General features: G+C 68.7%; 21 protein-coding genes. 14 read left to right on the top strand and 7 right to left on the bottom strand.

Annotation, left to right across the window (positions count from 1 at the left end; genetic code table 11):
* Positions 1–28: 28 nt before the first annotated feature.
* Complete coding sequence (locus tag ACWEKS_RS13285) at positions 29–154, bottom strand: hypothetical protein (protein ID WP_452340291.1); 126 nt, start codon at positions 152–154, stop codon at positions 29–31.
* Positions 155–341: 187 nt separating this feature from the next.
* On the opposite strand from ACWEKS_RS13285, the gene ACWEKS_RS13280 reads away from it, so the two are divergent.
* Together ACWEKS_RS13280 and ACWEKS_RS13275 are read left to right on the top strand one after the other, a co-directional pair.
* A complete protein-coding gene (locus ACWEKS_RS13280) occupies positions 342–3782 on the top strand; it encodes a protein kinase domain-containing protein (protein WP_452340290.1) in 3441 nt (1146 codons plus the stop codon).
* 257 nt (positions 3783–4039) lie between these two features.
* Positions 4040–4483: a helix-turn-helix domain-containing protein gene (locus ACWEKS_RS13275; RefSeq protein WP_452340289.1), complete on the top strand. Its 444-nt coding sequence runs from the start codon at positions 4040–4042 to the stop codon at positions 4481–4483.
* A gap of 67 nt (positions 4484–4550) precedes the next feature.
* Here the strand turns inward: ACWEKS_RS13275 and ACWEKS_RS13270 are convergent, their stop codons facing one another.
* The gene (locus tag ACWEKS_RS13270; RefSeq protein ID WP_452340288.1) at positions 4551–5333 is read right to left on the bottom strand and encodes an SDR family NAD(P)-dependent oxidoreductase; all 783 of its coding nucleotides are present in this window, start codon (positions 5331–5333) and stop codon (positions 4551–4553) included.
* 97 nt (positions 5334–5430) lie between these two features.
* On the opposite strand from ACWEKS_RS13270, the gene ACWEKS_RS13265 reads away from it, so the two are divergent.
* Positions 5431–6054 carry a TetR family transcriptional regulator gene (locus tag ACWEKS_RS13265; protein WP_452340287.1) on the top strand — a complete coding sequence of 208 codons (624 nt, stop codon included), beginning with the start codon at positions 5431–5433 and terminating at the stop codon, positions 6052–6054.
* A 118-nt stretch (positions 6055–6172) separates the two neighbouring features.
* Here the strand turns inward: ACWEKS_RS13265 and ACWEKS_RS13260 are convergent, their stop codons facing one another.
* Complete coding sequence (locus tag ACWEKS_RS13260) at positions 6173–6760, bottom strand: TetR/AcrR family transcriptional regulator (protein WP_452340286.1); 588 nt, start codon at positions 6758–6760, stop codon at positions 6173–6175.
* 203 nt (positions 6761–6963) lie between these two features.
* On the opposite strand from ACWEKS_RS13260, the gene ACWEKS_RS13255 reads away from it, so the two are divergent.
* Positions 6964–8340, top strand: a complete 1377-nt coding sequence (locus tag ACWEKS_RS13255) for an MFS transporter (RefSeq protein ID WP_452340285.1) — start codon at positions 6964–6966, stop codon at positions 8338–8340.
* Positions 8341–8436: 96 nt separating this feature from the next.
* Here the strand turns inward: ACWEKS_RS13255 and ACWEKS_RS13250 are convergent, their stop codons facing one another.
* Complete coding sequence (locus tag ACWEKS_RS13250; protein ID WP_452340284.1) at positions 8437–9081, bottom strand: TetR/AcrR family transcriptional regulator; 645 nt, start codon at positions 9079–9081, stop codon at positions 8437–8439.
* A 237-nt stretch (positions 9082–9318) separates the two neighbouring features.
* Between ACWEKS_RS13250 and ACWEKS_RS13245 the strand changes: the two genes are divergently transcribed.
* The 4 genes from ACWEKS_RS13245 to ACWEKS_RS13230 are packed head-to-tail and all read left to right on the top strand — an operon-like array spanning position 9319 to position 13022.
* The gene (locus ACWEKS_RS13245) at positions 9319–11238 is read left to right on the top strand and encodes a linalool dehydratase/isomerase domain-containing protein (RefSeq protein ID WP_452340283.1); all 1920 of its coding nucleotides are present in this window, start codon (positions 9319–9321) and stop codon (positions 11236–11238) included.
* Positions 11213–12124 (top strand): DUF2236 domain-containing protein, encoded by a 912-nt coding sequence (locus ACWEKS_RS13240; RefSeq protein ID WP_452340282.1) that lies wholly within the window; start codon positions 11213–11215, stop codon positions 12122–12124. The genes ACWEKS_RS13245 and ACWEKS_RS13240 overlap by 26 nt, the downstream gene beginning before the upstream one ends.
* A gap of 56 nt (positions 12125–12180) precedes the next feature.
* Positions 12181–12585: a DUF1707 SHOCT-like domain-containing protein gene (locus ACWEKS_RS13235; RefSeq protein ID WP_452340281.1), complete on the top strand. Its 405-nt coding sequence runs from the start codon at positions 12181–12183 to the stop codon at positions 12583–12585.
* Positions 12582–13022, top strand: coding sequence for an NUDIX hydrolase (locus ACWEKS_RS13230; protein WP_452340280.1), 441 nt, complete (start codon positions 12582–12584; stop codon positions 13020–13022). Before ACWEKS_RS13235 ends, ACWEKS_RS13230 begins: the two co-directional genes overlap by 4 nt.
* Positions 13023–13030: 8 nt before the next feature.
* On the opposite strand, the gene ACWEKS_RS13225 is transcribed toward ACWEKS_RS13230, so the two are convergent.
* On the bottom strand, positions 13031–13483 hold the full coding sequence (locus tag ACWEKS_RS13225; RefSeq protein ID WP_452340279.1) for a nuclear transport factor 2 family protein: 453 nt from the start codon (positions 13481–13483) through the stop codon (positions 13031–13033).
* 231 nt (positions 13484–13714) lie between these two features.
* On the opposite strand from ACWEKS_RS13225, the gene ACWEKS_RS13220 reads away from it, so the two are divergent.
* Together ACWEKS_RS13220 and ACWEKS_RS13215 are read left to right on the top strand one after the other, a co-directional pair.
* Positions 13715–14488 (top strand): DUF72 domain-containing protein, encoded by a 774-nt coding sequence (locus tag ACWEKS_RS13220; RefSeq protein ID WP_452340278.1) that lies wholly within the window; start codon positions 13715–13717, stop codon positions 14486–14488.
* A 51-nt stretch (positions 14489–14539) separates the two neighbouring features.
* Positions 14540–14623, top strand: coding sequence for a hypothetical protein (locus tag ACWEKS_RS13215; RefSeq protein ID WP_452340364.1), 84 nt, complete (start codon positions 14540–14542; stop codon positions 14621–14623).
* A gap of 658 nt (positions 14624–15281) precedes the next feature.
* Here the strand turns inward: ACWEKS_RS13215 and ACWEKS_RS13210 are convergent.
* A complete protein-coding gene (locus ACWEKS_RS13210; protein WP_452340277.1) occupies positions 15282–15581 on the bottom strand; it encodes a hypothetical protein in 300 nt (99 codons plus the stop codon).
* Between the two features lie 483 nt (positions 15582–16064).
* Here ACWEKS_RS13210 and ACWEKS_RS13205 point away from each other — a divergent pair, with 483 nt between their 5' ends.
* Positions 16065–16280: a hypothetical protein gene (locus tag ACWEKS_RS13205; protein WP_452340276.1), complete on the top strand. Its 216-nt coding sequence runs from the start codon at positions 16065–16067 to the stop codon at positions 16278–16280.
* Positions 16281–16803: 523 nt separating this feature from the next.
* Positions 16804–17922, top strand: coding sequence for an AraC family transcriptional regulator ligand-binding domain-containing protein (locus ACWEKS_RS13200; RefSeq protein ID WP_452340275.1), 1119 nt, complete (start codon positions 16804–16806; stop codon positions 17920–17922).
* A gap of 39 nt (positions 17923–17961) precedes the next feature.
* On the opposite strand, the gene ACWEKS_RS13195 is transcribed toward ACWEKS_RS13200, so the two are convergent.
* On the bottom strand, positions 17962–19224 hold the full coding sequence (locus ACWEKS_RS13195) for a PucR family transcriptional regulator (protein ID WP_452340274.1): 1263 nt from the start codon (positions 19222–19224) through the stop codon (positions 17962–17964).
* Positions 19225–19401: 177 nt separating this feature from the next.
* On the opposite strand from ACWEKS_RS13195, the gene ACWEKS_RS13190 reads away from it, so the two are divergent.
* Both ACWEKS_RS13190 and ACWEKS_RS13185 read left to right on the top strand, forming a co-directional pair.
* On the top strand, positions 19402–20979 hold the full coding sequence (locus ACWEKS_RS13190; RefSeq protein WP_452340273.1) for a GMC family oxidoreductase: 1578 nt from the start codon (positions 19402–19404) through the stop codon (positions 20977–20979).
* Complete coding sequence (locus tag ACWEKS_RS13185; protein WP_452340363.1) at positions 20973–22673, top strand: aldehyde dehydrogenase family protein; 1701 nt, start codon at positions 20973–20975, stop codon at positions 22671–22673. Before ACWEKS_RS13190 ends, ACWEKS_RS13185 begins: the two co-directional genes overlap by 7 nt.
* Positions 22674–22776 lie beyond the last annotated feature (103 nt).

The raw sequence follows: 22776 nt of genomic DNA, 5'->3' as shown, positions 1-22776 counted from the left end.
GGAATCAGGGAAGCGGCCTCCGCAGACGTCAGAGCAGTGCGGGGTGCTCATGAGCGGCTTCCCTGTCGGACTTCGGCTTGGCGGCGGTTTCGTCCGGGCCCACCCCGGACTGGATTCGGCTGCCGGTACAGCACCAGCCGAACTCGGTCACCATCGATGCCATCCGCGCTCGCCGAGGGCGACCGCCGGCCAGGCCGTTGCTGGTGAGGCTGGTGTGGTCGCTGGGGGCACTGCGCGGGTTCGCGATTCCGGCCGCGGTCGGCAACAATCCGCCGATCGGGCATACCCGTGGTTACGATCGGGGTTGTCGGAGCCCAACTCGTCGAAGCAAATGAGCGGGCATGGTCGAACGGGAAAGTAACGGTACGCAGCCTGACCTGCGGATAGGGGTCGCCGAGGAACTCGCGGCGGCCGGGTTGGACGATGCCCTGGAGATCGGGCGGGGTGGTTTCGGGGTCGTCTACCGGTGTCACGAGCATTCGCTGGATCGGCTGGTCGCGGTGAAGGTGCTCGATGCGCGGTCGAGTGGGGATGAGCGGGAGCGGTTTCTCCGGGAACAGCGGGCGCTGGGCCGGTTCGGCGGGCATCCGCATATCGTTCAGGTGCTGTCCGCCGATGTCACGGTCACGGGGCGGCCGTATCTGGTCATGCCCTTCTATGCGCTCGGGTCACTGCAATCGCGGATTCGGGAGCGGGGGCCGCTGCCGTGGCAGGAGGTGCTGTCGGTCGGGGTGAAGATCGCCGGTGCGCTGGCGGCCGCGCACGGGCACGGGATGGTCCATCGCGATGTGAATCCGGCCAATATCCTGCAATCCGACTATGGCGAGCCGTTGCTGAGCGATTTCGGAATCGCCCGCATCAGTGGGGCTTTCGAGACCCGGTCCGGACTCATCGCCGGGACACCGGCATTCACCGCGCCCGAGGTGCTGCGGGGAGCCGAACCTGCCGAGGCCGCCGATATCTACGGCCTGGGCGCCACCCTGTTCTGTCTGCTCACCGGGCACGCCGCCTTCGAGCGCCGCGAGGGCGAGTCGATGGTCGCGCAATTCGTGCGAATCACCTCGGAGCCGGTGCCCGATCTGCGGAGCAGCGAGGTACCGGCGGCGCTGTGCTCGGCGCTGGAATCCGCTATGGCACAGGATCCTTCGGACCGGCCCGAGACCGCGAGGGAGTTCGGTGACCGGCTGCGCAATATCGAATTCGCCTCCGGGCTCGTAGTCGACTCGATGGCGCTGCCGGCCGACGCCGGAGCCCGGACGGTCACACCGCCTGTTCCCGTCCCGCCGCCGCGCTCGAGCCTGGCGCCGGCACCGACGCCGTCCACCCGGTACCGTCCGCCGAGCGCGCCGCGGCAGCCGGTACTGCGCGGGCGCCTGCTCGACCGGCTGCGGGAGGGGCAGGGCCGGCGGCTGGTGCTGATCCACGGACCCGTCGGATTCGGGAAGAGCACGCTGGCCGCGGAATGGGTGGATGTGCTTGCCGCCGAGGGCGTTCGAGCGGCCTGGCTCAGCGTGGACGACGATGACGACAATGTCGTCTGGTTCCTGACCCATGTGGTGGAGGCGATCCGCTACGCCCATCCGGGTGTCGCCGCGGATCTGGAACAGCTGCTCGAGGAGCATGCCAGTGATGTCGCGCGGCACGTCATGACCACCCTCATCGACGAGATCCACAACAGCGGCCAGACCGTGGCGCTCGTGATCGACGACTGGCATCGAGTAACCAGCCCCGCGACCGTGGCCGCGATGGAATTCCTGCTCGACCACGGTTGCCATCACCTGCAGGTGATCGTCACCAGCCGCCACCGTACCGGGCTTCCGCTGGGGCGCATGCGGGTTCGCGACGAGTTGACCGAGATCGACGAGTCCGCACTGCGATTCGACGACGCGGAAACCGCCGCGTTCTTCGCCGACACCAGCGGGCTGACCCTCGGTCCGGCGGAGGTCGAGCGACTGCGCGAATCCACCGAAGGGTGGGCGGCGGCACTGCAACTGGCCTCGATGTCGCTGCGCGGCCGCGACGATCCGGGCGCGTACATCGATCAGATCTCGGGACGGCACTACGCCATCGGCGAGTACCTGATGGAGAACGTCGTCGACACCCTCGAACCCGAACTGCTCGAATTCGTCACGCGGACATCGGTTCCGACGCGCATCAACGGTGAGCTCGCCGAGGTGCTGACGGGCGTGAGCAACGGCCAGGACATGCTCGAACAGGTGCGGCAGCGAGATCTGTTCCTGCGCAGCATCGACGACGATCTGCGCTGGTTCCGCTATCACGCGCTGTTCGCCGACTTCCTGCGCGAGCGGCTGATCCGGCAGTATCCGGGACTGCTCGAGGAACTGCACCTCACCGCCGCGCAGTGGTTCGAGGCCCACGACCTGCTCACCGAGGCCGTCGATCACCTGCTCGCCGCAGACGAACCCCAGCGGGCCTGCCGGCTGGTCGCCGAGCACGCCGGGCAATTGATAGAGCAGTCGCGCATGGGGACGCTGCTCGGGCTGGCGGCCAAACTGCCGGGCTCGCTCACCGCGTCGAATCCACAGCTGCAGTTGAACATCGCGTGGGCGAACGTAGCCATACAGCGCCCGGCCGCCGCGGAGACCGCCTTGGCACGCGCTGAGACAGCGCTCGCCGCGGCACGCGACCGCGATGGCGCATCCGCCGACCTCGAGCTCGAGCTGAAGCTGGTGCGTATCAGCCTGGCGCTCGCGACCGACCAGACGACGGTACTGGCGCCGGAGCTCGCACAGGAACGGGATTCGGTGCGGCCCTTCATGGCCCACGGGCTGGCAGTGGGGGCGATGATCTCGGCGCTGTATCGCTTCGACTTCGCCGAGGTGCACAGCTGGTATCGCTGGATCGAACCGTACCGCGACCGGGCGCGCGGACCGTTCGGCCCGGTGTACTGCGACTGCGTCGACGGGAGCGCGGCCTCCGAACAGCTCGATGCCGGCACCGCCGAGGCCCGGTTCCGCACCGCGCTCGGTCAGGCGCTGCAGACGGGCAGGCAGTCGCAGGCCACCCGGCTCGCCAGCGCGCTGCTCGGCGAATTGCTGTACGAGAAAGGCCAATTCACCGAGGCCGAGGAACTGCTCGCGGGCGGGCTCGGCGTCGAGGGCGGGGCGGTCGAGTTCCAGATGGCGGGCTACGGCACCGCCGCCCGCCTGGCCGCGGTGCGCGGCGATGTCGACGCCATGAACGACCGATTGGACGAGGGAACCAAGCTCGCGGCGAACATGATCCTGCCGCGGCTGGCAGCCCGCATGATCAACGAACGCATCCGGCTGGGTCTGCCGATCACCGACACCGACAGCCGCGACCTCGAACACCTCGAGCCGTATACCGCCCATCCCGATGCTCCCACCGCGGTGGCCGCGGAACTGGCCCACGACTCGGCCATCCGGCTACTCCTCGGCAAGGGCACCCGGGCAGCGGCCGAACAGGCGTGCCGGCAAGCGCAGCGCCTCGTCGACGTGATCTCCACCCAGAACCGCCCGCGCGCGCTCACGAATGCCGAACTCCTGTACGGCTGCTGCCTGTCGGCCGCCGGCCGGACCGCGGACGCCGCGAAGTTCCTCGAGCCGACCCTGACCCGCTGCGCCGAACAAGGCCTGGTGCGCCTGGCCGTCGACACCGGCCCGCAGCTGCAACCGGTAATCGAAACCCTGTACAGCGCAACGACATCAGCCCAGCACCAGATTCGAGCCTTCCTCCGTCACGTGCTCACCGAGTTCGAAGACGTACCGCTCCACCGCAACAACTCACCTGAAAACGGCTGACACGGCTCGAGGTCGGCAGCGCCCGTGACTCGCCGGTTCGCAGCTGCCGACTCGGCGTTGCGGTCGGAAATCCGGGTGGGTTCGGAGTTCGGCGGCTCGGGGTGCGGTCGCCATCCAGCGATCGACAGGTCGTCTGTGCGTGCGCTTTCGAGGCTTGGCACGCCGAGGGGGAGGAGATGGCAGGGGAATCGTGCGAACTTGTGGCAACCTTGCCGGGGCTTCAGTGAAGGCTGGGATTGCGGATCGAGGAGCGGTGTATGGCGAAGATGGGTAGACGGAAGCGGTCTCGGCTCATTACCCAGGGGGTGATTGGTTCCGGGAAGGCACCGCGGGTGCTGGATGCGCAGGGGGCGAAGGCGGAGTCCGTCGTTTCGGAGGCTGCGGCGCCGGCCGTTTCGGAGCCGGTGGCGGTGGCGGCGGCTGCGGAGACCGGCGCCGCGGCGACGGGCGGAGCGCCGGATATCGAAGCGCTGGCCGAGCGGGTGAAGGCGCGGCGGCGGGAGAACGGGTGGACGCAGGCTGAGGTGGCCAAGAAGGGCGGGCCATCGGCAGGGGTGATCAGTCAGATCGAGCGGTGCCTGGTCGAGGCGCCCGCGGGGGATGTGCTGGACAAGCTGGATGCGGCGCTCGAGTGGCCGGCGGGGACGGCGGACGGCATTCTGCGCGGGGCGTCGGCCGAACTGGTGGGTGCCGCACAGTAGTTGCGGCCGTGGGCCCCGATCGGATCGTCGATCGGGGCCTTGCCGTATCGATCGGGGCCGTGCCGTATTACGTGTGGGCAGCGCCGTCGATGCGGATCTCGGTGCCGCTGATGAAGCGGCCGTCGTCGGAGACCAGCATGGCGATGACGCCGGCCACATTCTCGGGGCCCGCCAGTTCGGCCGGATTGTCCTGGGGCAGAACGGCGATCAGGCGGCCGAACAGCGACCAGTCGGCGTCCTGGGGGAGGTAGCCGGGGGTGGCGTCGGTGATGCCGGACTTGATGCCGCCGGGGGCGACGCTCACCGCGCGCAACCCCTGCTTGCCGTATTCGAGGGCCAGGACATGGGTGAGAGTCTGGATGCCGCCCTTGCTGGCGGAGTACGCGGCCATGTACGGGTGGGCGAAGTTCGCCGAGGTCGAGCTGAAGTTGACGACCGTGCTGCGCGGGTTGGCGAGCAGGGCGGGCAGGGCCTCGCGGATCACCAGGAAGGTGCCGGTGAGGTTGACGTTGATGATCTGGTTCCACAGATCCAGCGACGTCTCGTGGGTGTGGGCCGCGCGCAGTATCCCCGCCGCGTTCACCACCGCGTCCAGTCCGCCGAGGGCATCGATGGCGGTGCGCACGCCCGCGACCACCTCGGACTCCACGCCGATATTCATCTCGACGGTGGTCAGCCGCGCGGCGGTGCCCGCCTCGGCGGCCTGCTTGCGGGTCAGGGCGAGGCCCTCGGCATTGACGTCGGCGCCGGCGACGACCGCGCCTTCGGACAGCAGACGGAGGACGGTGGCCTGGCCGATACCGGATCCGGCGCCGGTCACCAGAATGCGGCGCTGCTCGAGACGGTTCATGGATCACTTCCTGATCGGTGGAACTGGTTTCTGACACGATATGCCGAAAATGGCACGTCGCGCCATCAAACGTTTTCGACCTCGGTACAGTTCCCGGGTGACCAGCGAGCGAAACCGTGCCGGGCGCCCGGCGCTCAGTGAGACCCGACGGGCGGCCACACGCCGGGAAGTGGCACTGGTGGCCGCCCGCCTCTTCATCGAAAACGGTTATGCCGCAACGACCGTGGACGAGATCGCGGCGGCCGCGGGAATGGGGCTGCGCACCTTCTACCGGTACTTCGCCGGGAAGGAGGACGTCGTCGCGCCGCTGCTCGCCATCGGAACCCAGGCCTGGGCCGACGAACTCGCCGCCTGCCCGCCCGAACTGTCGCTGCGGGAAGCCCTGAGCCGCTCGTATCGCACCGCGACGGTCGGCACGCTCGCGATCGAGGGCATTGCCGAGAGCCGCCTGCGCCCATTGGTCCGGGCCGCGACTCAACTGCCCGCCCTGCGTGCGACCTGGCTGCGCGTCCAATACGACTGCGAAACCCAGCTCATCCCGATCATCGCCGCTCGCACCGGCCGCCCCGCCGACGACCTGGACGTCGCGCTCGCCGCCGCCATGGCCAATACCGCCGTCCGCCTGGCGACCGAAATCTGGGCGGCGGGGGAGGCGTCCGGCTCCGCCGCCGACGTCGTCGACACCTGCCTCGCCCGCCTCGCCGCCAACAGCTTGCTCTAGCACCTGCCGCCGAACCCCGCCGCGCTCACACCGCCGGTTCTCCCGCGTGGTTCGCCCAGCTCGATCCACATTCATTTCCCTTGCTGGAGCGCAGTTTCAGCTGGGTTCGGGAACAGCCCTACAACCGCTGAGCGTCGGCAGGGGTGGTGCGCAGGCCGTCGAGGGTCACCGAGATCAGGCGTTCGGCGGCGTCGGGTGTGGTCTCGCAGGCGACGCCCAGGCCGTGCCCGAGCCGGATCAGATCGCGCGGCTCGATGTCGGCGCGGATGGTGCCCGCCTCCCGCGCCGCCTGTACCAGCAGGGAAGCCGCCCCGGTGATCGCCTCGCGGCACAGCGTGAAGGTCGGCGTGTTGTGGTCCATGCCCGCCTTGAGCGTGGTGGCGAGGACGCGATTGGCCATCACCCACTCCACCTGTTCGCGCATCCAGTACTCGAAAGCCGTCCCGGCCGTGTGGGTTTCGAGGAGGTCGTGGGCGCGTTGGCTCAAATGCTCGATGCTGGAACGGTAGACGGCCTCGATCAGCGCCTCACGATTGGGGAAGTGCCGGTACAGGGTGCCGATGCCGACCCCGGCGCGGCGCGCGATCTCCTCGAGCGGCGCCTCGGGGCCCAGTTCGGTGAAGGCCTGCTGGGCGGTGGTCACGATCCGCTCGTAGTTGCGGCGCGCGTCGGCGCGCATCGGCTTTCCGGTCGACGGTGCTTCCACAAACCCTCCACTAGAAACGGATGGACCCTCCGGTTAGGCTTGCGCAAGTGGAGGAACCCTCCATATGATAACTCCATCGAAAACGGAGGGTTCCTCCGTTTGTATCCCATTCGATGGAGCATTCCTTGTCGACCACCCTTCCCTCGAGCGCTGCCGTGCGCGTGCCGGCACCCGCTCGAGCCCCCCGACTCCGGTCGGGAATTGTGCTGGCCATCCTGTTGACCTGCCAATTGATGATCGTCCTCGACATCACCGTGATGAATGTTGCGCTGCCGCGCATCCAGACCGACCTGCACTTCAGCGCCACCGGCCTGTCCTGGGTGATGAACTCCTACAGCCTCGCCTTCGGCGGATTACTGCTGCTCGGCGGGCGTGCCGGCGACCTGTTCGGCCGCCGCAACCTGTTCATTGCCGGCGCCACCCTGTTCACCCTGGCCTCGCTCGCGGGCGGGCTGGCGCCCTCCGCGGGCTGGCTGCTCGCCGCGCGCGTCGTGCAGGGCATCGGCGGGGCCATGGCCGGACCGAACACCCTCGCCCTGCTGACCACCACCTTCAGCGATCCGAAAGCCCGGATGCGCGTACTCGCGCTGTTCTCCGGAATGTCCAGTGCCGGTTTCGCTATCGGCCTCATCGTCGGCGGACTGCTGACCGAATGGCTGAGCTGGCGCTCGGTGCTCTTCATCAATGTGCCGTTCGGGTTGATCGTCGTGGTGCTGGCGCTGCGCTACCTGCCCAGGGCCGAACGGCAGCCGGCCCACCTCGACCTGCCCGGTGCGCTGACCGCCACCACCGGCGTGGCGGCTCTCGTCTACGGCTTCATCAACGCCGCCTCGGACGGTTGGGGGACTGCCACCACCGACATCTCGCTGGCGGCCGGCGCGATCCTGATCGCCGCGTTCCTCGCCATCGAATCCCGTGCGGCCCAACCGCTGCTGCCGCTGCGCCTGTTCGCCGACCGCAATCGCGCCACCGCCTACGCGAACATGTTCCTGGCGCCGATGGCGGGCATGTCGATGTTCTTCTTCCTCACCCAGTTCCTGCAGGACGTGCTCGGATTGAGTGCGCTGGCAACCGGTTTCGCCTTCCTGCCCACCGCCCTGCTGATGTTCACCATGATCCGGCTGATCCCGCGCCTGCTGCCCCGCTTCGGCCCGAAACCGGTGACCGTCACCGGCGCGGCCCTGATGGTGGCCGGCCTGGTCCTGCTCACCCAGCTGACGGCCGACAGCGGCTACTTCCCGCTGCTGTTCATCGCCATGATCCTGATGGGATGCGGTATCGGCCTGTCGGTTTCGCCTCTGAACGTCATCATCATGTCGAATGTCGACACCCATGAGGCGGGTGCGGCCGGCGGTGCACTGCAAACTCTCCAGCAGACCGGCGCGTCCCTCGGTCTGGCCATCCTGGTCACGGTCTTCGGCACCGCGTCCCGCAATGCCGGCGGCTCGCTCCAGCACGCGCTGGTCGGCGGCATGACCACCGCCTTCGCGGCGGCCGCCGCCATCGCGGCCCTCACCTTCGTCGTTGCCCTCACCTTCCGGGCCATCGGTCCGGTGACCACAGCGGCCCGGCGCGGCTAGCCCCGGCGGTATTCACGTCGGAGTAGGTAACCGGCGTGCGGCGAAGGTTTCATCGAACGATCGGCCCACCACGAATCGTGGTGGGCCGATCGTCGTCTACCGAATCCCGGTGCCCCACACGGCGGTCAGCCACACCTGCCGGACGGCGGCCATAGTGCGGGCGGCGGCCGCGGTGTCGGCGGCCGCGGTCTCTTCCCGCAGGACCGCAACCGTCATGGCGACGAGCACGCTGATCAGGGTGGGCAGGTCGGCGGAGGCCGGGCGCATGTGGTGGGAGTCGACCTGGGGCTGGATGAAGGCCACGAGCTTGTGCTCCAGGTTTCCGATGAACGCGTCCCACATGGCGCGCAACTGGGCGTCGGTGTCGCGGGATTGGGCGCAGGCGTTGAGGAGGTGGGCATTGCGGCGCCAGACCGCGACCGCGCCGTCGATCATGCGGATGGTGAAGTCCGCCGGGGGCTCCTGGTTGTCGTAGGAGGTCAATTCGCTTGTCTCCTGGTCTATTTCGGTCCAGACCTGCTCGAGGGCGGCGGCGACCACCGAGTACTTGGACTCGAAATAGAAGTAGAACGCGGGGCGGGAGACGCCGGCGTGCTTGGCGATCCGCAGCACCGACATATCGGTGATCGACACCGTGCGCAGCAGATCGGTGACCGCGTCGATGATCAGGGCGCGCTGCTGGTCGCCTCGGCTGGGCGGGCGGCGGTCCCCGGCGACGTTGCGCGCGGCTGCCTGCGTCATCGACTGCACCTCCGAATCCTGGGTTCGCGGTCAGTCTACCGGCTATTGACACACTGTCAGATTGGCTGACAGTGTGTCAGGTATGGGTTGCTGTATTGCCGTGGCTTATCTGATCGCCCTCGCCGGGTTCGGCTGGCGGCTGCTGACCCGGCGTGGCGGGGCGCCGTCGACATCGGCGCCGCCGCCCGCCCGGCGGCTCGCGCCCCAGGCCGTGGCTCCCGCGCCGAGGAGTGCCCTATGACGATCGGCACGCTGTATCCACCGGGCAGGCGGACCCGTACGGTCCGGCTGAGCCTGCCCGAGGGCCTCGGCCGGATCGGCACGACGACGCGGCGAAAGCTGCTGCGTGCCATGGCCTGCTGGACCGTGGTGTGGCTGGCCGCCGCCACGGCCGTGCTCGCCGACGTCTCGCCCGCGGTGACGTCCTTCGCCCTCGGGGCGGTCGTACCGGGCGGCGGCCTGGTCTACGCCGGGCATCCGCTGCTCATGGCGGCGGTCTGGCTGGGCAGCCTGGCGGCACTGTTCGCCTGGTGGGCTTTCGGTCCGGTGGTGCTGCCGCCGCTGGTGTGGTTCGCATCGGCTCTGCTCGGCGCCGCGATGAGTGGTCACGCGGTGTGGTCCTGGGCGGCCGGGCTGGTCCTGGCGACACCCTTCGCGCTGGTATCGGTCGCGTTCATGGTCTTCCTCGTGCGGCGGGCGTCGCAGCGGAAGCGTGGCCGAGAGCTGAACGCGCGCTTGGAGTCCCGAGTGTTCACGATCACCGGTGCGCCGGAAGCGCCGCCGGTGGCCGAGCACTCGGCGGAAGACCTCGCGGCGCTGCGCTACGCCCTCGATCTCGCGTTGCAGCCGCTGGACCGGTTCGACGGCTTCACCAGGATCGATCAGTTCCGTGAGGCGGCCCTGCGCTACCAGCTCAACGGGCTGGGGTACGCGTTGGCGACCGCCCAGTACACGCGAACTCCGGCCTTCACCGGTTATCTCGCCGAGGCGCAGCGCAATGCCATCGTCAAGATGCTGGACCGCCGGGTCTGGGGCTATTGGGCGCTGGAGAATCTCTGGGGCAATCTGCGGTGGAATCCGGACCCGGCCGACCGCGAGAACATCATGCTCACCGGTTTTCTCGGGCTGATGGTGGGGATGTACGAGACGCTCAACGACGATCGGTTCTCCGCCCCCGGCGCACTCACCTTCCGGTGGAACGATCGCCGCGCATACCGGAACAGTTTCGGCACGCTCGCGGAATCGGTGCACCGCAATATGATCGCCGGGGACTACACCCTGTACCCGTGTGAACCGAACTGGATCTACACGGTGTGCAACACCTTCGGGCTCAACACCCTGCTGACCCACGACCGCTTGCACGGCACCGCGCTCACGGCCGATGTCATCGACCGCCTGCATCACGCCTACGAATCGGAGTTCCTGCGCCCCGACGGCCGGATCATCGGCGTCCGCAGCGCCCGGCTGGGCGGATCCTGGAACTTCTGGGCGGGTCCGGCGATCCAGCTCACCACCGCCCTGTGGCTGCACGCCGGGTTGCCGGAGTATTCGCAGCGGGCCTGGTGGATCGTGCGCGACCAGGAAATCCATGCTCGCGGTGAGCATGTCGGGTTTCCGCTGCGGGCGAGCTCGCGGGTCGATGCGGGCAACTATCGGTTCGGCAGTGCCTACGGGCAGGTCATGATCGCTTCGGCCGCCCGCGAGGTGGGCGATGAGGATATTGCGCGGACGGCGCTGGCGGGGATCGAGGAATTCGGTGATCCGGTGAGCGCCAATGGCGTTCGCTACTACCAGGGGCTGTCCGGACTGGGCAATATGTATGCGCTCCAGTTCCGCTTCAATCGGGCCGCCGGTGTGCGCGATCTGATCGCTTTCGGCGCGCCGCCGCAGTGGCGGGCCGGGCCGGTGCTGGCGGAGGCGGCCTATCCGGACGTCCTCGTGGCCCGTGCCGTCACCGACGGCCGCGCCCTCGACCTGGTGCTGAGGCCAGGGAATGGCCTGTGCCGCACCACTTTACGGATATCGCGCCTGGATCCTGGGCGCGCCTACAGCGTGGCCGGTGCGCGGGACGCGGAGTTCACCGCGTCGTACGCCGGTGAAGCCCTCATCGATATCGATCTCGGAGGTCGTCATGAAGTACGCATTGCCCCGCGCTAGGGGCGGACTGATCTCCGGCCGCGCGCTCGCTCGCCGGCTGGCGGCGCTCGATCCGGTACGTGACAACGAGGAGGCCACCCGCCTCAGCATCGAAGTCCGGTACGGTGACGCCATTTTCGTGCATGCCGCCTACACGGTCGCCTTCGCCCGGCAGGTCGCGATCCCATCCATCTCGCGCATCGTGTATCGGCGCGGGACCGGCGACATGATGCACGACGTGCGCCGTCGCAACGACGACACCCTGGTGTTCTTCGGCGAGATGTTGCGTCACGGCCACAGCAGTGCGCGCGGGCGCGCGGCGATCGACCGGATGGAGGCCATTCACAGCCGTTTCGGGATCAGCGATCAGGACAAGCTCTACACCCTCGCCTCGCTGGCCCTCGAAGCGGACCGGATCCTCGAACACCTGGGTCTGGCCGTGTTCACCGACGCGGATCGACTGGCCCGCTTTCACTTCTGGCGCGGAGTCGGTGAGCGTATGGGCCTCGAGGTGCCTGACACCCGAGCCGACCTGCTGGCCTGGACCCTCGACTACGAACACGCCCACTACGCCTACACCGAGGGCGGCCGCGCGCTCGTCGACCAGCTCTTCGAGGACTGGCGGCAACGCTGGTTCCCCGGCCCGCTGCGCCCGCTGGCCGACAATGCCCTGCTGCTCGTCATCGACGACCCGCTGCGCGCGGTCCACCGGCTCCCGAATCCGCCCGCCGCCCTGCAGTCCGTCGCACACCGAATCATCGGTTCCTACATGACTTTCCAGTCCGTCCGCCCCCACCGGCTGGACCGATCCTGGGTCGATCATTTCCGCCGCGATGACGCCGGCCCCGTCGACCTCGATCGGATCGGATACCAGCCGGGCCGGTACGGAATCGAGCGCCAACGCTGATCAGCATTCGATGCACTCGCGAGCGCGGCCGGGCCGGGAATGGCAGGATCGGGATTGTGAGTGAGCCGGTGCACCCCAACGACATTCGGATCTCCGACGCCGAACGGAAGAAACTCGAGGAGACGCTGCGCCGCGCTGTGGACGCCGGCGTGCTCGATCTCGGTGAGTTCGACAGCCGGGTGCAGTCGATCTGGCAGGCTCGTACCCGGGGCGAGCTGGCCAAGGTGTCCGCTGATCTGCCCGAGATGAAAGAGCCGGGGCCATCGGGCGGGCGGATCGCCATGACGGTGCTGACCATCGTGTGGCTGTCGCTCAGCGGGCTGAACTTGATCGTGTGGCTCTTGCTGGGCGTCACGCTGCAGTGGTTCTATCCGTGGTGGGTGTGGGTGCTGGTGCCGCCGGGGGCGGTGCTGGGGACCTTGTGGGCGTGTGGAATCGGTCGGAAGCCGCGCAACGAGTGACGGATCGTTACCGCAGCATCATCGATGTCCACATCGTCCTGTGGCGCGATGGCCTGGTCCTGCTCGGCGAGCGCGCGAACACGGGCTACGGTGACGGCCTGCTGAATCTACCCAGCGGCCACCTCGAGGACGGCGAATCGGTGGTGGACGGCGTGATCCGTGAAGCCATGGAAGAAATCGGAATCACCATCGACCCCGCCGACCTGCGCTTCGCGCACGTACTCCACCACCGCGGCGAGTCCGGGGCCGCCCGCATCGGCTTCTTCTTCGAAGCCCTCCGCTGGACCGGAGAGCCAGTGAACATGGAGCCCCACAAATGTGCCGGCCTGCTCTGGGCCGACCCGAATGCCCTGCCGCCCAATATCATCCCCTACCAGGCCGCGGGCGTTCGTAACTGTCATCTCGGCACTTCCTTCGCCCTGCACGGGTGGGACTGATCCGCCCGTCAGCTCTCCTGTGGGGCCGGGGTGCGCAGGTGCCGGCTCATGTCGCCGGTCAGCGTGATCTGTACTTGGCGCTCGGCGAACCGCCATTGCCCGGCACTGCGCTCGAAGCGGTCCCGGTAACGGCCCGCTGCCACGGGCTGCAAGGGCAGGTCCGGTGTGGCCTGGAAAACCGTGAAATAGGAACGCGCCGTGGCGGTATCGGTGTCCTCGCCGAATTCGACGGCGATGTTCGTGGTGACGTGATGGGTGCGCGGCGTCCCGTCCTCGTACACGATCACCATGCCCCGAAACATCTTCTCGATCCGCTCACTCCCCGCGACCGACCCACCGCTGCCGCTGAACACCCCGTGCTCGAACAACGCCCCCACTCCTGCGAAATCCCCACTGTCGACCAACTCGGCATACTTCGCGATCAAGTTCGTCACGGCGGTTGTATCAGCGACTGAGCTCATGCCACCCGAGAGTAGGCCACAGTCTCCCCGATCATGGGTCTGTGCACGTCGATCGCGTGTAGGGGCGGGACGGCGGAGATGAACAACCTCGGCGGTGCAAGAACTGCGGTCGAATGGGCGCAAGGTTGTGTGAAACGCAAAGATTTCACTGCCTTGTAGGACCGGTGGTGGGACAGTGGGGTATGGCGTCCGGAGGTTTGCTCAGGTGATGCGGGGCCGGGGTGGCGAGCCGTGACGGTGTTCGTCGGAACATCGGGGTGGCAGTACGCCGACTGGCGGGAGCTGGTGTATCCGCTAGGAATCGGGCAGCGGCGGTGGCTCGAGGTGTATGCCCAGGCATTCGGGGCGGTGGAGTTGAACGCGGCCTTCTATCGGCCGGTGGCCCGGACGACCTTCGAGGGGTGGCACGGCCGGACGCCGGAGGATTTCGTGATGGCGGTGAAGGCCAGTCGGGTGGTGACCCACTATCGCCGGCTGCGGGACGTCGAGATCCCACTGGAGCGGATGATCGATGCGGCGCGCGGACTGGGGGATCGGTTGGGGCCGATACTGATTCAGCTGCCCCCCACCCTGACCGTCGAACCCGAGCGGCTCGACCAGGTGCTAGGGCTGATCCCCGCCGAGTTGCGCGTGGCGGTCGAGCCGCGCCACGAGAGCTGGTGGGACGACCGGGTCCGGGCCGTGCTCGAAGCGCACCGCGCGGCACTGTGCTGGGCCGACCGGCTCGGCCGGCCGATCGCGCCGCTGTGGCGCACGGCCGACTGGGCCTACGTCCGTTTCCATGAAGGTCCCGGCCGGTCCGCACCCCGCTACCCGGAACGCGTTCTGGCCGAATGGGTCCGGCGCATCGAGGACACCTGGGATGGAAATCACGATGCCTACGTCTTCTTCAACAACGATGTCGGTGGCGCGGCCGTCCGCGACGCGATCCGGATCGGTGAGCTGGTCCGCGCCGCAGGACGGCCGGTAGCCCGTACGCCCGATCGACTCCCGCTCACACCCTGACTGCGACTCGCAGCCGTAGATGGCGCGATGAACGGGTAGCGGCCGGCCACCGTGGCGTTCTTGATGAGCCCGAACGCGGGATACATCACCGGCCAGGTCATCAACGTCGACGGTGGAATCGGCATGGGCCACTGAGCTTCTCGCCCAGTACTAGGCGGTAGTGGCGTAAAAGCCGGATCCCGGGCACTTGCACTGCTACCCCAGGCATACGTTAAGGGCTTGTCCGGCTGGATATTTCACTATTTGATGGTTTTATGGCCTGGCTATCTGGAGGCAACTGAGGCGAGGCTCTGGGCTGCTGCTTTACGTTCGACCCGAGCTCGCCCCAGCCGAGGTCCTCGAGCTGCCGGGTGCATTCGGGGAGGTCTGGCGAGCCTTTGCGCATTCGGCCGACAACGCGGGTGCGAACCAAGCCTGGGCCGGTAACGGCGTCTGTGCATGGCGTGGTGGCCGCGGTTCCGCGATTGGGGGGCAGTCCAGCTGATATCGGACTGACTCGCGCAGCTGCCGGCTCTCGGCAGTGCCAGTACGGGGAGAGTCAGCGCGCAGAGGCTACCGCGGTGCCACTGCGTGGCTCGGTCGAACATCGGTCGTCCCCATTCCCAAGGGACAGCTGCGCGCCCTAATGCAGCTGCGGGGCAATCCCCGCAGCTACTTCTTCTGAACGGGCGCTCTCGACAGGATGGACGGTCGCGGCAAGTTGCGGCGACCGTTGTTTTCAGCGGTTTTCGCGCTCACCCTGCAGACGAATTCAGACCACTCGAGTACGAGCTCTTCAGTCTCGCATCCCGAATCAGGAGGCGGGCTTGGGCTGGCTCAGCTTCTGGACACCGGTGATCGCATCGAGGATGTTGTCGATGGTGTGAGTGCCCTCGTCGAGTGCCGAGCTGCCGGAGTCGAGCATGGAGGAACCGGCGGACGAGCCGGCCGAACCCGAGGACGAGCCGGCCGAACCCGAGGACGAGCCAGCGTCAGCGGAACCCGCGCCCTGGCTGGTGGCGGGGGAGCCGGCAGCGGAGGCCGCGGCGACCGGGCCGAGGAACAGGGCGGCGGCAGAGAGGGTGGCGGCGGCAACGATCTTGCGGGAGAACACGTATGGAGCTTCCTTTCATCTACAGATAACGACGCCATCACGGCGCATATCAAAATGTTATGAGGAAGAAATCTGCAAATCCACCGCTAATATTGTGGGATTAATCACCGTTAATAATGAGCTAACAGAACATTGTGCCGAGGTGAAGCTATTTGATCTTCATTCCGCCCGCGAATTCAATGATCAAATTCTATTGCTATTTCTACGGTGCTGCGTATCGGCCTGCGGCGGAGGGGATCTCGTAGCGGACCTCCGATCCCGGCACGGCGCGACCTCGAGCTGGACGACACGCTCGGGACCCGCTGGCAGGACGGCGATCCGGCGTTCCCGGGCGAGGTATCGCGCGACGCGAGGGTGCGACACGCTCAGAACGCGATATCGTCCTGGACGTCTCCCCCGTGCTGTGCTATAGGGGCCGGTGGCTCGGTGTGACCTCATTGCAGCGCCTACGGCGCGCCGCCGCACCCCTGGATGGTCGGGTCGGTGCCCGTTGACGCGGCGTCCGGCTGCAACGGTAAGGAGGAAATCATCCCCGGTCACACCCACTATGCGGACCTGTTTCAGCGAGCTTCCGTGGCCAAGCTCGGTGCGGTGGTGCCGGACCGGCCACCGCGAGCGCCCGTGGACACACGGCTGGCGTCGACTCCGTTCGACGCCCTAATGCAGCTGTGCGGCAATCCCGGCAGCTACTTCTTCTGAGCGGGCACCCTCGACGGGATGGATGGTGGCGGCAAGTTGCGGCGACCGTTGCTTTTCGCGGTTTCCGCGCTCACCCAGCAAACGAACAGACCGCTTGAATACGAGCCCTTGGCAGTCACTACGCCAGCAGGCGCAGTGCGCTGCCGTGGGTGTGGCTCGCCATCATCTCCACCGGGTGCTCGAAGCCCCGGCGGGACGCGCCGGGGCATGGTGGATACGGGCCCCTCGGCGAGCGGGCAGGATTGACTGTTGGGTACCGCGCCCGCCGAGGGGGACTGCCGTGTGCAGCTCCGGCCCCGGTGTTGGCCGGGACCGTGGAGGCCGCCAAGGGCCAGCGGCCAACGGGGATCAGACTATGTCGGCGGCGCGAGTTTGCCCGCGCGGCCCGAGGCCATGCCTCTGCTGATTTGGGCCACCCTCAAACCCGCTGTGACCAGGCGACACGCCCGGGGAGACGCGACATTAGCTGATCAATTGCCGAATTGAGCTGGCGGAGGGGATCGGGTGGGAGATCATCGTCGGCATGCTCGACGACTCCTGGTGTGTCCGTTCGATACACAGCGCGGCAGTGCTGGTCGAATTCGCCGCCGGCCGCTCGATGTCCACAGCCGCCGCGCTGGCCGGGACCGGGCTCACCGAAGCCGACCTGGAGGACCCGGAGCTCGAGATCGACATCGGCCAGGAGTTCCGGATCATCGGCAACATCCTCGACACCACCGGCGACGACCCGGGAATGGGCCTGCTGGCGGGGTTTTCGGTGCACCTGCCCATGCTGGGCAGCCTGGGCATCGCCCTGAGCAGCTGCTCCACGGTGCGCGAGATGGCCGAACTGTGGGCCCGCCACGCCGAATTGTCCTTCGCCTACTGCCGATTCACCATCGCCGACGCCGGTGACCGGGTGCTGGTGTCCCTCGACACCGAGCCCGTCCCGCCGCGCCTGCGCGCCTTCGCCCTCGAACGCGACCTGGCCGCCCTGCGCACCATTCAGCGCGAACTGCTGTCCTGGGACGTCCTGGTGCACCGGCTGGAGCTGACCCTGCCGTACGCCCCGGTGTACGAGGCGGTCGGTGTACTGCTCGGCATCGGCGACATCGTCTACGACCAGCCCGCCGACACCCTCTACCTCGACGCCACCGATCTGCAACGCCGGATGCCGCAGGCGAATTCGATGCTGCGCAGGCAGTACGGGCAGCTGTGCGCGGAGATCGTCGAACGTCGCCGCGCCCGGGTCGGGCTGGCCGGTCGGGTCCGGGCCCTGCTGATGCGGCACGGCCGCGCCATCGATCAGGTCGCCATCGCCGCCGACCTGCACATGAGCGTCCGCACCCTGCGCCGCCGGCTGGCCGAGGAGGGCACCACCTTCCGCGAACTGGCCTGCGAGACAACGGGCCTGCTGGCCGAGGAGCTGCTGGCCGCCGGTTTCACCGTCGACACGGTGGCCGCCCGGCTCGGCTACACGAGCGCGTCAGCGTTCGCGACCGCGTTCCGGGACTGGAAGGGGCAGACCCCCGGCCAGTTCGCGCGTTCCGGCCTCGCCCCGCGGCACCGCCGCCGCACCGGCGGCATCGGCGCGGCGGGAAGCCCCGCCCGCCCGCACCCCGCCACGAATGAGCGCCGCCCTACCGGACAGCATGAAATCTAGGACGATTCGGGCGATCGGGACGCTGAACCCGGTTGCGGCTCAGGCCGGATCGAATCCGGCGAGCCGCGCGGCGTGCAGGGCGATGTACAGCTCGGCGGCGGCCTTCGGGTCCGAGCACCGGCGATCGGTCAGCGTCTCGATCCGCCGCAGCCGGTAGTGGATGGTGTTGCGGTGGTAGTGGAGCCGTTGCGCCACCTCGGTATTGGAGCCACCGCATTCGAACCACAGCTCGAGGGTATCGAGGAGGGTGTCGCGTTCCTCCGGCGGCAGTTCGAGCACCGGGCCCAGGACATCGTCCGCCAATTCCCGTGACGCCGAGGGCGCATGCGCGAGAACGAGCGGGATCGGCGTGCTGCCGTACGCGGTCACGGCCGGGCTGCCGGGCGGCGCGCACCTCCCGGCGAGTTCCGCCTCGCGCAAGGCGGTCGCCGCGGACCCCGGCGTCGGGAAGGGGCGGCTCACCCCGATGCGCCCGGTCGCATGGGCGCGCAGGCGCGACAGCACCCGCTCGTGCGAGCGTGCGGTGGCCACATTGAGCAGCCCGATCCGCGCGCCCGGCTCGGTGAGCCAGATCGACTCGACGAAGTCGGCCCGCAGCCGATCCTCGATCCCGAACAGCGGTTCGATTGCGCCGGAATCGGTTTCGGCGTGCACGACGACGAAACTGCCCAGCGGCGGCAGGTGCAGGGCCCGGGCGATGTCGCGCCGGGTGGGATCGTCGGCCTCGCCGTCGAACAGCCGCCGCAGCATGGCGCGGCGCTCCACGTCGTGGTGGCGGACCCGCTCGGTGAGGTAGTCGGCGTACGCGTCGGCGGCGGCGCCGGAATAGTCGTCCAGGAGCCGCCACATCTCCGAGCCGAGCTGCGGCAGCGCGTCCAGATTCGTCCCCCGCGCCGTGACGAGCGCGCGTTCCCACAGCAGCCGTCCCGCCAGCCGGTACGCGTGCAGCACCGCCGCGATCGGCACACCCAGCTCCGCCTTGACCCGGCCCACCACGGTCGCCGGTTGCAGCCGCCGCCCGGCGCTCCCGGAGAGTTGTTCGAGCAGGGCGGCCAGATTGTCGCGGACGACGAGGTGCAGCTGCGCCTCGGTCAGGGCGGCCTCCGCGTAAGCGTTCTCGCCGGTGAGGATGCGACCGACGAGTTCGGTGGTGAGGTCGTCGACCTCGACGAGCAGGGTGCGCGCTACCGCGGTCGAATCGCTCGGCGGCACTGCGGTCGAACCGCTCGGCGTTACCGCGGTCGAATCGCTCGGCGGCACTGCGGTGGAGCCGTTGCGCGGCGGGCCGGTGAGCGCTGTCATGGATTCGATAGTAGGCAACTGCTCTCGCCGCCGACTGTGCTCGAGCACAGTCGGCCGGGCGGTATCGGCAAACCCGCGCACATGGTGGGCGGATGGACCTGACCCGCAATATCGACACCGACAGCGACAGTGACCCGGGTCATAGCCGACCCGGGTCGATCGATGAGGTGGAGAGAGGTGCCGACCGTGTACGACTACATCGTCGTAGGCGCGGGGTCCGCGGGATCCGTGCTGGCCAGCCGATTGTCCGAGGATCCGGCGATCCGGGTGGCCGTGATCGAGGCCGGGCCGCGCGACACCGCCGAGAAGATCCACCTGCCGGTCGCCTTCCCGTCCCTGTTCAAGAGCCCGCTGGACTGGGACTACGACACCGAACCCGAACCCCGGCTGCACAGCCGCCGCGCCTACCTGCCGCGCGGCCGCGTCCTGGGTGGATCCAGCTCCATGAACGCCATGATCTACATCCGTGGCGCCCGCGCCGATTACGACGCGTGGGCCGCGGCCGGCGCGGACGGGTGGAGCTACGACGAGGTGCTGCCGTACTTCGTGCAGGCCGAGGACAACGAGCGTGGCAAGGACGCCTACCACGGTGTGGGCGGGCCGCTGTCGGTCAGCGACAGCCGGTCGAATCATCCACTGGGCGAAGCATTCCTGCGCGCCGCCGAACAGGCCGGGCACACCCGCAACGACGATTTCAACGGCGTCACCCAGCTCGGCGTCGGCCGCTACCAGGTGACCCAGCGCAACGGCATGCGATGCAGCGCCGCGGTCGCCTACCTGCACCCGGCGCTGGAGCGGGAGAACCTGACGGTCATCACCGACGCCCTCGCGCACCGGATCGTCATCGAGAACGGCCGGGCCACCGGTGTGGTGATCGGCCGCGAGGGCAGCACCGAGACCATTCGGGCCCGGCGCGAAATCGTGCTGGCCGCAGGCGCTTACGGCTCCGCGCAGCTGCTGTTGCTGTCCGGCATCGGCCCGGCCGAACAGCTGGCGGCCTTCGGCATCGAGACCGTCCGCGACCTGCCGGTCGGGCAGAACCTCCAGGACCACCTGTCGGTGTTCCTCAACTACCGCACCGACCGCGAATCCCTGATGACCGCGCTCACGCCCGAGAATCTGGGCCTGCTCCAGGAATCCGGCCGCGGCCCGCTGACCTCGAATATCGGTGAGACCGGCGGCTTCCTCGAAACCCGCACCGGACTGGCGGGCCCGGACATCCAGTTCCACCAGGCCCCGGTCCTCTTCCACGGTGAGGGCATGGGCGCGGCGACCGAGCACGGCTACGCGTTCGGCCCCTGCCTGATCAACCCCACCAGCCGCGGCGAACTCACCCTGCGCTCGGCGGACCCGGCCACCGCGCCGCGCATCCGCCACAACTACCTCGATACCGAGGCCGACCGCGCGAGCATCATCGCCGGACTGCGCAGCGCCCTCGACATCGCCGGCCGGCCCGCGCTGCGCGAGCTCACCACCGGCGAATTCCTCACTCCCGCTGGTGATTCCGACGCCGACCTGCTCGACTTCGCCGCCCGCACCGCCCAGACCCTCTATCACCCCACCTCCACCTGCGCCATCGGCGCGGTCGTGGACCCGCGTCTGCGCGTACTCGGCGTCGCGGGCCTACGGGTCGCCGATGCCTCGGTCATGCCGTCGGTGGTGCGGGGCAATACCAACGCGCCCACGATCATGATCGGCGAGAAGGCCGCCGCCATGCTCGCCGAGGACGCCGACTCAGAAGGAAACGCATCGTGACCACCACCGCCGCGGTGACGATCGACGCCACCGTCTCCGCACTCCGGCAGGGCGAAATCGACTGGGCCCGAACCCCGTTGCCCGCCCGGCGGCAGCTGCTCGAACAGGTTCACGCCAATACCGCGCGCTACGCGCGGGAGTGGGTCGAGACCGCCGCCCGCATCAAGAAGCTGCCCCTGGACTCGCCGCTGCTCGGCGAGGAATGGGTGAGCGGCCCCTACTCGCTGCTCACCGGCGCGGCCGCGCTCGCCGAATCGCTGCGGGCACTGGAGCAGGGCCGCAGCCCGGTCGACGGCTACCCGATCCACGCCGCCCCCGGCGGCCGCACCGCGGTCGACGTCTTCCCGCACGGCGTCTTCGATTGGCTGCTGCTCAACGGATTCCGCGCGGAGGTCTGGACCAGGCCCGGCGTCGACGCCGAAACCGTGCGCGCCCGAGCCGGTCTGGGGCAGCGCACCCCGGCCGAGACCGGCGGCGTGGGCGTGGTTCTCGGCGCGGGCAATATCTTCTCGATCGCGCCACTGGACGTGCTCTACCAGCTCTACGCCGACAACCGGGTGGTGGCGCTCAAGCTGAATCCGATCACCGACCCGCTGCTGCCGGTGCTGGAGAAGATCTTCGCGCCCCTGATCGAGGGCGGCTTCGTACGCCTGCTCACCGGCGGCGCCGAGGTCGGCACGGCGCTGGTGCACCATGCCGGCGTGGACGCGGTGCACATGACCGGCAGCGCGCTCACCCACGACGCCATCGTGTTCGGCACCGGCGAGGAAGGCGCGCGGAACAAGGCGGCGGGCACACCGAAACTGGACAAGCCCATCACCAGCGAACTGGGCGGCGTCTCACCCACCATCGTGATCCCCGGCCGCTGGTCCGACGCCGACCTCCGGTACCAGGCCGAGCACCTGGCCACCCAGCGTCTGCACAACAACGGCTACAACTGCGTCGCCGCGCAGGTCGCGGTGATCTCCGCGGACTGGCCCCAGAAGGACCGGTTCCTCGCCGAACTGCGCGCCGCGCTCGAGCGGGCGCCGCAGCGTCCGGACTACTACCCGGGCTCCGCCGCCCGCGTCGACGGCGCGCGCACGTCCTATCCCGACGCCGAGCGGATCGGCGCGCGCACCCTCATCACCGGCCTGGTGCCGCATCGGGACGAAACCGCGCTGCGCACCGAGTATTTCGCCCCGGTGCTGGGCGTGCTCGAATTGAGCGGCGACGCAGCGGAATTCCTCACGCAGGCGGTCCGCGTGTCCAACGAGGAGTTCGAGGGCACCCTCGGCGTCAATATCATCGCCGACCCCGCCACCATCGACCGGCTGGGTGCGCATTTCGAGCGAGCCATCGCCGACCTGCGGTACGGCACCGTCGCCATCAACGCCTGGACCGGCCTCGGCTATCTGACCGCCCGCGCCTCCTGGGGCGCCTTCCCCGGGCACACCCTCGCCGACATCCAGAGCGGAATCGGCGTGGTGCACAACGGCTTGCTGATCGCCGATCCGGAGCGCACCGTGGTCCGCGGCCCCTTCCGTCCCGTCCCGCGGTCGCTGCTGCGCGGCGAGTTCGCGCTCTCCCCGAAACCGCCGTGGTTCGTGACCAACCGCACCGGCGCCACCACCCTGCGGCGACTGACCAACTTCGCGAAGCGACCCGGCGCCGCCGCCCTGCCGGGCATCTTCGCCTCCGCGCTGCGCGGCTGAGCGCAGCGAACCGGGCCGGGCGCGCCGCTTCCGCGCACGGCGCACCCGGCCCGGTTCACCCCGGGCTGTACCCGAGAAAGACATCTGCACAATGACTTACGAC

This window comes from Nocardia sp. NPDC004711, from assembly GCF_053601595.1.
This window is presented reverse-complemented; position numbering and strand designations above follow the sequence as displayed.